Raw genomic sequence first — 10,307 nt, 5'->3', positions numbered from 1 at the left:
GCCGACATGAAGCGCGAAATTTCCTCGCGCGCCCAATCGCTCTCCGTTTCGAGATAGCGCCGCTCCAGATTGCGGATCACGCCCTCGAACGGCTTTTTCACCTCATAGGAGCGGACGCCGTCGGCATAGGAAAACACCACATCCTTGTCGCCGGAACCGTAAAAGATGACGTCCTTGGCCTTTTCGGGAAGGTTCTCCCAGCGATCCTCCATGCGGAATTTGAAGGCCTTGCCGAGCGCTTCCAGCGTCTGGCCGTAATAGGGCGACGGCGATTTGGCCCAAGGCGCGATGGCGCCCTTGCGCAGGGTGAGGGCGGGATTGGGCACGATCAGGTCGGGATCGACCTTTTGCTCCGAGCCGATGCCGCCGCATTTCGGGCAGGCGCCGAAGGGATTGTTGAAGGAGAACAACCGCGGCTCGATTTCGGGAATCGAAAAGCCGGACACGGGACAGGAAAATTTCGACGAAAAGACAATGCGTTCCGCCTGCTTGCTCTCGGCGCTTTCGGCGAATTCGACCACTGCGATGCCGTCGGCGAGTTCGAGCGCGGTTTCGAAGCTTTCCGCGAGACGCGCCGAAATATCGGCGCGCACGACGATCCGGTCGACCACCACATCGATGTCGTGCTTGAACTTCTTGTCGAGCGCCGGGGCGTCGGCGATGTCATAAAACTGGCCGTCGATCTTGAGGCGCTGGAAGCCGCGCTTCATGTAATCGGCGATTTCCTTGCGATATTCGCCCTTGCGCCCGCGCGCGACCGGCGCCAGCAGATAAAGCCGCGTGCGTTCCGGCAAGGCCAGCACGCGATCGACCATCTGGCTCACGGTCTGACTCTCGATCGGCAAGCCGGTCGCCGGCGAATAGGGAATGCCCACGCGCGCCCAGAGCAGACGCATGTAATCGTGGATTTCCGTCACCGTGCCGACAGTCGAACGCGGATTTTTCGAGGTGGTCTTCTGTTCGATGGAAATGGCCGGCGACAGGCCCTCGATATGGTCGACATCCGGCTTCTGCATCATTTCCAGAAATTGCCGGGCATAGGCCGACAGACTTTCGACATAGCGCCGCTGGCCCTCGGCATAGATGGTGTCGAAGGCGAGCGAGGATTTTCCCGAGCCGGACAGGCCGGTGAACACGACCAGCTTGTCGCGCGGAATGGTCAGGTCGACATTTTTCAGATTGTGCTCGCGCGCCCCGCGCAGGGCGATGACCCGGCCTTCGCCGATGCGCAAAGCGGTCTCCAAGGCGCGATCTTTCGCGGCCTGCGCGCCATTGTCGGGCGGCGAGGACGACGAACGGGCCGGGGAGGGCGCCTTGCCGGTCTTTTTCGGTTTCGGCGAACTCTGCTTGGGCGAATTCAGTTTGGGCGAACTCGAATCCATCACGACTTTCCACTGGCGCGCCGCCGGGAGGCGGGCGGATCGGTCCCTATTTAACGACCCTTGCGCTTTTTTTCACGGGCGACGCTTGCACGATTCGCGCCGTCGCGCTAGAACATAAATAGAACATAAGAGCTTTTGTGGACAAAGAAGCATTCGGCGGGCGCGGGCCGGCTTTTCCGCGTATAGGATGCGTATGCGCCAGAATGGGAGTGAAGCACGATGTCGGGCAGCGTCAACAAGGTGATCTTGATCGGCAATCTCGGCCGCGATCCGGAGGTGCGCCGCATGGGCTCCGGCGATCCCGTGGTGACTTTCTCGCTGGCGACGACGGAATCCTGGCGCGACAAGGCCACCGGCGAGCGCAAGGATCGCACCGAATGGCATAATGTGGTGATTTTCAACGAGAATCTCGGGAAAATCGCCGAGCAATATTGCAAGAAGGGCGCGAAAATCTATCTCGAAGGCCAATTGCAAACCCGCGAATATACCGACAAGGACGGCAACCAACGCAAGACCACCGAAGTCGTGCTGCAACGCTTCCGCGGCGAACTGACCCTGCTCGACAGCCGGGGCCGGGGCGGCGAAGACTCCGACTTCGGCGGGGCGTCGCGCGGCGGTTTCGGCCGCCAGTCGCCGATGGAGCGCGTTCCGGCTTCGGGCGGCTTCGGCGGCGGCCCCTCGGGCGGTCGGGCTTCGGATTCGATCGACGACGACATTCCGTTCTGAACCGTCCGAATACGTAAAATCCCTGAGGAAGCAGAGGCTTGCGTCGACGAGGAATGCGCCTAGACTCGTTGGAGGGTGGCGCTTCCGGCTTTATCGCGCAACAAACCGCGCCTGACGGCCGACGCCCGCATGATCGCGGTTTCGGCGGATCGCCGACGAATCCGACGAGATCCCGCCAGTCGGGGCAGGGACGGCGTATGATCGGCACGGACGACTTCATCGCCATTGAAGACGCCTTTCTCGCCGCGTCGCTCGGCCAGGGCGAGTGGGGCGCCGCGATGGAGCAGGCGGCGAGCGCGACGGCAAGCCGCGGCGCCATTCTGTTCTCCCTGAAAAGCCACGAACTTTGTCCGTCCATGACGGAATCGATGATCGAAGCGTCAGAATTTTATCTGACCCAGGGCTGGAACGCCTGCGATCTGCGCTTTCGCGGCGTCGAAACCCTGATGCGCCGGGGCGTGGTGACGGATCTGGACATCGCGACGCGCGCGGAGATCGAAGACCATCCCTATTATCGCGATTTTCTCGGACGGTTCGATTTGCGTTGGTTCGCGGGTTTGCGCGTACAGGCGACAGGCGACACATTCGTCCTGTCGATCCAGCGCGGCCCGGCGCAGGATCCGTTTTCCCGCCGCGACACATTGCGGCTGGCCGAATTGGGCCGCCGCCTCTCTACCGTGGCGCGCGTCGCGGACCGTGTCCGGGAAGCGTGGCTCGCCGGCATTTTCGACCTGCTGGAGGCGCTCCGGACTCCCGCCGCGCTTCTCGCGGTTGACGGGCGGGTTCTGCGATTCAACGCCACGATGGAGCAGCTTTTTTCTCCCGCCCTGTTGATCCGCAACGGGCGTCTTCATCTGATGGACCGCGACGCCGCACGCGCTTTGGACCATGTTCTGGCCTCGCCGTCGCTCGGGAACGGCGAGCCGATCGTGGTCCGTCGGCCCGATCTCCTGCCGATCGTCCTGCGCCCGCTGCGCGCGCCGGCCTCCCTGTCGAATTGCGGCGGCGAACCGCAAATCGCGCTCATGGCGTCCGATCTCGGCGCGCGGCGCGGCGCCGATCCGGACCTGCTGACGCGTATTTTCGGTCTTTCCGCGGCGGAGGCGCGCTTGACGGCCGCGCTCGCCGCCGGCGAAACCCTTGAATCGGTCGCGATGGGGGCTGGGGTTTCGGTCGAGACCGCCCGCGGCCATCTCAAACGCGTTTTCGGCAAGACCGGCGTCAACCGGCAAGGCGCCCTGATCGCGCTGGCGCTGAAAGCCTCGAAGTGCTGATTCCGGGCGAAAAAGGCGTCATGTTCGACGATCCGTGCGACGAAATAATTGCAGCCGCCGCCACGCTTGTCTGCGCTTCGGTGTAATACATTGATATCAAATGAATAATGAAGGGTAAGCCGGGGGCTCGCAAATTGGCTTTTGGGGTAAGAATCGCCTAGAAAGGGCCAACTCTTCTTTCCTTAGCCTAAGAGCGCATTTTGGCCGATCAAGACGATAACAATCCGACGCCGCCTGGTTCTGACATCCGTCCGGTCTCCATCACCGAAGAGATGAAAAGCTCCTATCTCGCTTATGCGATGAGCGTGATCGTGAGCCGCGCGCTGCCGGACGTCCGCGACGGCCTAAAGCCGGTGCATCGTCGCATTTTGCATTCGGCGCAGGAAAACAATTTTCTGCCAGATCGTCCCTATGTGAAATCGGCCCGTATCGTCGGCGAGGTGATGGGCAAATATCACCCGCATGGCGACGCCGCGATTTATGACGCGCTGGTGCGCATGGCCCAGCCGTTCTCGATGAGCCTGGTGCTGATCGACGGCCAGGGCAATTTCGGCTCGGTCGACGGCGACCGCGCGGCGGCGATGCGCTACACCGAATCCCGCCTGGCGCGGCCGGCGCTGGCGCTGATCGAGGACATCGATTCCGACACGGTCGATTTCCAGCCCAATTATGACGGCAAGGAAAGAGAGCCGTCGGTCCTGCCGGCGCGTTTCCCCAATCTGCTGGTCAATGGCGCGGGCGGCATCGCCGTCGGCATGGCGACGAACATTCCGCCGCATAATCTGGGCGAGGTCATCGACGCCTGCGTCGCCTTGATCGACAAGCCCGACATGACGCTTGCCGAGCTGATGGAGATCGTGCCGGGGCCGGACTTCCCGACCGGCGGCGCCATCATGGGCCGCGCCGGCATCAGGCAAGCCTATGAAACCAGCCGCGGTTCGATCCTCATTCGCGGCGTCGCCACCATCGAGACGCTGCGCAAGGACCGCGAGGCGATCGTCTTCACCGAAATTCCCTATCAGGTGAACAAGGCGACGCTGATCGAGAAGATCGCCGAACTGGTGCGCGACAAGAAGATCGAGGGTATTTCAGACCTGCGCGACGAATCCGATCGCGAGGGCATGCGCATCGTCATCGAGATCAAACGCGACGCGGTGGCCGATGTGGTGCTGAACCAGCTCTACCGCTTCACCGCGCTGCAAAGTTCCTTCGGCGCCAATATCATCGCCTTGAATGGCGGGCGCCCCGAGAGCCTCAATCTGACCGATTGCCTGAAGGCCTTCATCGATTTCCGTGAGGAAGTCGTCAGCCGCCGCACCAAATTCAAGCTCAACAAGGCGCGAGACGGGGCTCATATTCAGGTCGGCCTCGCCATCGCGGTAGCCAATATCGATGAAGTGATCCGGCTGATCCGCACCTCGGCCGACGCGGCGGAAGCGCGCGAGGCGCTGATGAGCCGCGTCTGGCCGGCCCATGACATGGCGCCTCTGGTCGCGCTGATCGCCGATCCGCGCCATTCCATCGACGAAGACGGCAATTGCCGCCTGTCGGAGACCCAGGCGCGCGCCATTCTCGATCTGCGCCTGCAGCGCCTCACCGCTCTCGGCCGCGACGAAATCGCCGAGAATCTGAACAAGCTGGCGGCCGAAATCGCGGAATATCTGGAAATTCTGCGCTCGCGCGAAAGATTGTTCGGCATAGTCAAGGACGAGATGCTGGCGGTGAAGGCGTCCCATGCCGTGCCGCGCCGCACGCAGATCCTCGATGTCGAAGGCGACATGATGGATGAGGATCTCATCCAGCGCGAGGATATGGTCGTCACCGTTTCGCACGCCGGCTATATCAAGCGCGTGCCGCTTTCGACCTATCGGGCGCAACGGCGCGGCGGCAAGGGCCGTTCCGGCATGTCGACCCGCGAGGAGGATTTCGTCCAGCGGCTGTTCGTCGCCTCGACCCATGCGCCAGTGCTGTTCTTCTCGTCGCGCGGCCAGGTCTATAAGGAAAAAGTCTGGCGCCTGCCGCTGGCGGCGCCGCAGGCGCGCGGCAAGGCTTTGGTCAATATGCTGCCGCTGGAGCAGGGCGAACGAATTACTTCCATCATGGCCCTGCCAGAGGACGAGCAACTCTGGGAAGGCCTGGACGTGATGTTCGCCACCACGCGCGGCACGGTTCGGCGCAACAAATTATCCGATTTCACCCAGGTCAATCGCGCCGGCAAGATCGCCATGAAGCTCGATCCGGGCGAGGGCATCGTCGACGTGCAGATCTGCACGGAAGCGCAGGACGTGTTGCTGACCACAGCCAAGGGCCAGTGCATCCGCTTCCCCGTGACCGAGGTGCGCGTGTTCAAGGGGCGCGATTCCATGGGCGTGCGCGGCGTCAATCTCGCGGAGGGCGATCAGGTCATCGCTTTGTCGATCCTGACCCATGTCGAGGCGAGCGGCGACGAACGCGCCGCCTTCCTCAAAATGCGCCGGGCGCAGGCGGACGAGGCGGAGGTCGAAGCCGTCGAGACGGAGGAGGGCGGCGAGAACGCCGCGCCGCTGTCGCCGGAGCGTTTCGAGGAACTCGCCGCCAACGAGCAAATCATCCTGACCGTTTCGGTCAATGGCTATGGCAAGCGCACTTCGTCCCACGAATATCGCGTGACCGGGCGCGGCGGCAAAGGCATTGTCGCCATGGTGGTCAACGCCCGCAACGGCGATCTGGTCGCCTCCATGCCCGTGGAGGACAAGGACCAGATCATGCTGGTCACCGACGGCGGCCAGTTGATCCGCTGCCCGGTCGACGGCATTCGGGTGGCCGGGCGCAGCACACAGGGCGTCATCGTCTTCAATACCGCCGAAGGCGAACAGGTCGTCTCGGTCGAGCGGATCAGCGAGGACGAGAACGGCGAGGGCGACGACGCCGAGGCCGGCGAGGAATAAGATCATGGCTGAAAAGCCGCAACATTTCGATCCGCTCGACCCCGCGCAGGCTGAAAGGCGCGCGGAGGCGCGCCGGCGTCTCGACGAGATCGACCCCGCCAAACAGCCGGGCGCCGCCCTCAAGGATCCCAAGCGCAAGGATTGGTTCGAGGCGGTCTATGCGCTGTCGGACGGGGATGCGGTCAAAGTTCCCTGGGGCAATCTGGCCGCTCATCCCTACCTGCTGGACTGGCTAGCGAGAAATCCTGCGCTTAATGGCCTGACAGCGCTCGATGTCGGTTGCGGCCTGGGTGACAATGCGGCGGCCCTTGCGGAGGCGGGGGCCAAAGTCACGGCGTTCGATTTCGTGCCGCGCGCGGTGGAATGGGCGGCGAACCGTTTTCGCGACAAGAGCATCGTTTTCCGCGCCGCCGATTTGTTCGCGCCGCCGCCGGAATGGCTCGGCGCTTTCGATCTGGTCCACGAAACCTATACTTTGCAGGCCTTGCCGGCCGAGATCCTGCCGGCGGCGCGCAAGGCTCTGGCCGATCTGGTCAAGCCGGGCGGACGCTTGCTGGCGATCGCCCGCGCCCGCGATGAGGCGCAGGAGATAGAGGGGCCGCCTTGGCCGCTCGCGCGTTCTGACATCGAGGCTTTCGCGGAAAATGGCCTCGTGCTCGAAAGTCTGGAAGATATTCCGGCGGGCGTCACGCCCAGCCGGCATTGGCGGGCCGTGTTGCGCAAAAAGCTCTGATCCAAAAAGCTCTGATCAGGGCGTCGATTCCAGCGCCTTGGCCTCGTCCCACAGAGCGTCCATTTCCTCTAGCGAGGCGTCGCCGAGCGTCTTGCCGTCCCGCTCCAGGGCGCGCTCGATGAAGAGGAAGCGCCGCTCGAATTTGGCGTTGCAGCCGCGCAGGGCCGCTTCGGCGTCAGTCCTGACGTGACGCGCCAGATTGGCCACCGCAAACAGCAGATCGCCGACTTCGCTCGCGACATGAGCCTTGTCACCGCGATCGAGCGCTTCCTCGACCTCGTCGCATTCCTCACGGATCTTGGCCAGCACCAACCGGGCGTCGTTCCAGTCGAAGCCGACTTTCGACGCCTTGTCCTGTAATTTGATCGCGCGGGTGAGCGCGGGCAGGGCGGTCGGAACGTCCGACAGAAAACCCTCCCGCGCCTGATCAGGCAGACCGGCGGCGCGGCGGGCGGCCGCTTTTTCGGCTTTTTCCTGCGCCTTGATCTCCGCCCAGACGCCTTCCACGGCTTCCGGCGTGCGCTGCTCCGGTTCGCCGAAAACATGCGGATGACGACGGATCATCTTCTGGGTGATCGCCTCGACGACGCCGCCGAAATCGAACAGGTCACTTTCCTGCGCCATGCGCGCATGGAACACCACCTGCAGCAGGAGGTCGCCCAATTCGTCGCGCAGATCGACGAAATCCTCACGCTCGATCGCGTCCACGACCTCGCAGGCTTCCTCGATCGCATAAGGCGCGATGCTCTTGAAATCCTGGGCCAGATCCCAGGCGCAGCCGGTCCTGGGCGTGCGCAGGGCGGTCATGATCTCAAGCAGGCGGGCGATGTCGCGCGACGGTTCCATTGAGGATCCCCAAAAAGAAAAGAGCAGGGCGCTTCGCCCTGCTCCGGATTTTCGTCAAAAGGCCAAAACGCTCAGTTGAGCTCGATGGCGACCGCTTCGCGGCCCTTCTGCGTGTCGACCACTTTCATGGTGACCGCCTGGCCTTCCGGCAATTGGGAAATGCCCGCCTGACCGAGGATGGAGATATGGACGAACACGTCCTTGCCGCCATCGCTGGCCTGGACGAAGCCAAAGCCCTTGGCGCCGTCGAACCATTTGACCGCGCCCTGAACCTCGACCGCATTGCTGACGTCGGGCTGACGGCGCGGCGGCGGCCGCGAGGAATCGAAGCTGCGCTGAGGCGCGCGCTCGGCGGCGCCGGCGGTGTCGACTTCGAGCACGCGGGTGACCTGCTGGCCCTTGACGCCATTGGCGACAATCACCTTGAGCTTGGCGCCCGGAGGGACCGAGTCAAAGCCGGCGGACTGAAGCGCGCCGATGTGCAGGAACGCGTCTCCGGTGCCATTGGACAATTCGACAAAGCCGAAACCCTTGTCCGCCTTGAACCACTTCACAATGGCGTCGACAGCATTGGCGGCGTTGAAGCTCCCCGGCGGAGGCGCAGCGAAATCGCCAAACCCGCCGCCCATAGGCGGCCGATCGAAGGCTGGACGGGGTTGGCGAAACTGGCGCGGGGCGTCATAAGGAGAGGGACCATCATCATCAAAACCGCGCTTCCTGGGTCCTCGAAAATCTTTACCTTTGCTCATGTCCGCTCTTTAGTGCTCCGCCATAGTTTCGATCGGGGCGCCGACCCAGAGTTATGCCGTACGCCGCCATGCTCCCGCTCCAGCCATAATTGACCGCACGGAAACGCCAGCCGATGGTGTGTGATTTCTTCAGTCCAAAGCCCGCGCGTTGTTAATCTAGCAGGAAACCCGCGTTTTTGGCTATGGCTATTTTTGCCAAAGCGCAGGCTTGCCCGGTGAAATTTCACGCACTTTGCCCGGACGCCCGCCCGAGCGGGAGCCACGCCGTCATCACAATTGCGTGTTCCCGACAAAAGACCCGGCGCCCGTTGAAGCCGCGACGGCGAGCTCAGGAGTCCGCGCGGCGAAGTCCGAAGGACTGGGTGCTCCGCATCGCGTAGAATGGAGGGGCCCAAACCTAAGTTCGCATAATCAATATTATGGAACTACAATAGACTTTTGATATCAAAGTGATGGTCCGTGCGCGCCGCCCAATCCCGGCCAGGCTTTGTCATTCCGGCGGTTTGGTGTTTGCTTCCGGCGCATTCAGCAGAACCCCAAAATCGAGCATGGCGATCCGCACTTCGAGCAACAGGCAAACGAAGGCGTGCGCGATCAATCCGATGGCCAGCAGGAACAGCAGCGCCGATCCCCACTCATGCTCCATGCCGATCACGCTGTTGACGAAGACAACCAGCACCACGCCCGCAGTGGCCAAGGCCGCTCCGGTCGTCGAGTGGATGGCCCGATAGATCAGCCGCGCGCGAGCCAACATGCGCGCCGCCGCCGCGCGGGCCTCCGGCGTCTCCCGCGCACCCTCGCGCGCATGATATTGGTCGAGGATGCGCCACAGCCGGTTCATCAGGAACGACAATATGGCGGCGCAGGCCGATAGCAGAAAGGCCGGCGCCAGCGCCTGAGCGGCGATCGGCGCGAAGCGCGTCGCTTCGACGCTTCTGAAAGCATCGAGCAGCGGATGCGACGCGGCCGGATCCATCATGGGTTCCCGGCCGCGACGGCGCGCCGCATCATTGCGTCTGCCGCGCTATGATGACGATCGGCGCCGCGACCACGCTGATCGGCAGAGATAGCACCGTCTTGACGACGTCAGGCGCGTTCTGAACGGGCGCTGTCGCGTCTTCCTCAATGGAATGCCTGTTGCCGACGCCTTCCGCGAGCACTTCCTTGAGTTGCGGCGCGATCATGGCCAGTTCGGCGAATTTGTCGTGATTGATCGGGCTGAGGCCCTGAACATCGGTCAGATCGACGACAATCGCATTATATTTGGTCAAATCGGCGGCGTTCTTGTAATCGCCGAGGCGGGACTCGTCGCCGGCGATGAAGCGCGACAGCGCCAGCGCGCGGTCGTCGCGCGACAGCACGATCAGGAAGGGTTTTTTCGGCCTGCCGATCCGCGCCATCTGCGAGCGGAACACGTCGACGTCGATATCCGGCGCGGCGAGGATGATCGCCCCCATCTTGCCGCGCGGAAATTCCTTCGAAATCGCGATATTGCGGAAAGCCTCGACCGTCACCCAATTGCCCATGGAATGGGCGACGATATTGATCTTGTCGACATTGCTCTGCGCGATCAGGCGCAGCACATGCTCCAGACCGTCGCGCGCGACCGTGGCGCTGTTCTGGTCATAGACATAGCCGACGAGTTCGCCGCGCGAAGCCCAGGAGAAATG

Annotated in this window: 8 protein-coding genes and 1 pseudogene; 4 read left to right on the top strand and 5 right to left on the bottom strand. The window is 63.0% G+C overall.

Features of this window, described 5'->3' with window-relative positions; all coding sequences use genetic code 11:
- A pseudogene (locus tag ACE3S9_RS08665) lies at positions 1-1,382 on the bottom strand (excinuclease ABC subunit A); the annotation flags it as partial.
- Positions 1,383-1,601: 219 nt separating this feature from the next.
- On the opposite strand from ACE3S9_RS08665, the gene ssb reads away from it, so the two are divergent.
- From ssb to ACE3S9_RS08645, 4 genes are all read left to right on the top strand, one after another.
- A complete protein-coding gene (ssb, locus tag ACE3S9_RS08660) occupies positions 1,602-2,108 on the top strand; it encodes a single-stranded DNA-binding protein (RefSeq protein WP_374546044.1) in 507 nt (168 codons plus the stop codon).
- 197 nt (positions 2,109-2,305) lie between these two features.
- The gene (locus ACE3S9_RS08655; protein ID WP_374546043.1) at positions 2,306-3,382 is read left to right on the top strand and encodes a helix-turn-helix transcriptional regulator; all 1,077 of its coding nucleotides are present in this window, start codon (positions 2,306-2,308) and stop codon (positions 3,380-3,382) included.
- A 200-nt stretch (positions 3,383-3,582) separates the two neighbouring features.
- Positions 3,583-6,309 carry a DNA gyrase subunit A gene (gyrA, locus tag ACE3S9_RS08650; RefSeq protein ID WP_374546042.1) on the top strand — a complete coding sequence of 909 codons (2,727 nt, stop codon included), beginning with the start codon at positions 3,583-3,585 and terminating at the stop codon, positions 6,307-6,309.
- Between the two features lie 4 nt (positions 6,310-6,313).
- On the top strand, positions 6,314-7,042 hold the full coding sequence (locus ACE3S9_RS08645; RefSeq protein ID WP_374546041.1) for a class I SAM-dependent methyltransferase: 729 nt from the start codon (positions 6,314-6,316) through the stop codon (positions 7,040-7,042).
- A 15-nt stretch (positions 7,043-7,057) separates the two neighbouring features.
- Here the strand turns inward: ACE3S9_RS08645 and mazG are convergent, their stop codons facing one another.
- From mazG to ACE3S9_RS08625, 4 genes are all read right to left on the bottom strand, one after another.
- A complete protein-coding gene (gene mazG, locus ACE3S9_RS08640; RefSeq protein ID WP_374546040.1) occupies positions 7,058-7,888 on the bottom strand; it encodes a nucleoside triphosphate pyrophosphohydrolase in 831 nt (276 codons plus the stop codon).
- Between the two features lie 71 nt (positions 7,889-7,959).
- Positions 7,960-8,637 carry a cold-shock protein gene (locus tag ACE3S9_RS08635; RefSeq protein WP_374546039.1) on the bottom strand — a complete coding sequence of 226 codons (678 nt, stop codon included), beginning with the start codon at positions 8,635-8,637 and terminating at the stop codon, positions 7,960-7,962.
- Positions 8,638-9,127: 490 nt separating this feature from the next.
- On the bottom strand, positions 9,128-9,613 hold the full coding sequence (locus ACE3S9_RS08630) for a DUF2721 domain-containing protein (RefSeq protein WP_374546038.1): 486 nt from the start codon (positions 9,611-9,613) through the stop codon (positions 9,128-9,130).
- A 31-nt stretch (positions 9,614-9,644) separates the two neighbouring features.
- Positions 9,645-10,307: alpha/beta hydrolase (locus ACE3S9_RS08625; RefSeq protein WP_374546037.1), on the bottom strand; the 663-nt coding region annotated here is incomplete at its 5' end.

Source organism: Rhodoblastus sp., assembly GCF_041915505.1.
In the GTDB taxonomy this organism is placed as follows: domain Bacteria; phylum Pseudomonadota; class Alphaproteobacteria; order Rhizobiales; family Beijerinckiaceae; genus Rhodoblastus.
Note: the sequence above shows the minus strand (reverse complement) of the source record. Positions and strands in the feature narration are given on the sequence as shown.

Coding starts and splice junctions, on each gene's coding strand:
- ssb (WP_374546044.1), top strand. CDS start 1,602: ATGTCGGGCAGCGTCAACAAGGTGATCTTGATCGGCAATCTCGGCCGC.
- ACE3S9_RS08655 (WP_374546043.1), top strand. CDS start 2,306: ATGATCGGCACGGACGACTTCATCGCCATTGAAGACGCCTTTCTCGCC.
- ACE3S9_RS08645 (WP_374546041.1), top strand. CDS start 6,314: ATGGCTGAAAAGCCGCAACATTTCGATCCGCTCGACCCCGCGCAGGCT.
- mazG (WP_374546040.1), bottom strand. CDS start 7,888: ATGGAACCGTCGCGCGACATCGCCCGCCTGCTTGAGATCATGACCGCC.
- ACE3S9_RS08635 (WP_374546039.1), bottom strand. CDS start 8,637: ATGAGCAAAGGTAAAGATTTTCGAGGACCCAGGAAGCGCGGTTTTGAT.
- ACE3S9_RS08630 (WP_374546038.1), bottom strand. CDS start 9,613: ATGGATCCGGCCGCGTCGCATCCGCTGCTCGATGCTTTCAGAAGCGTC.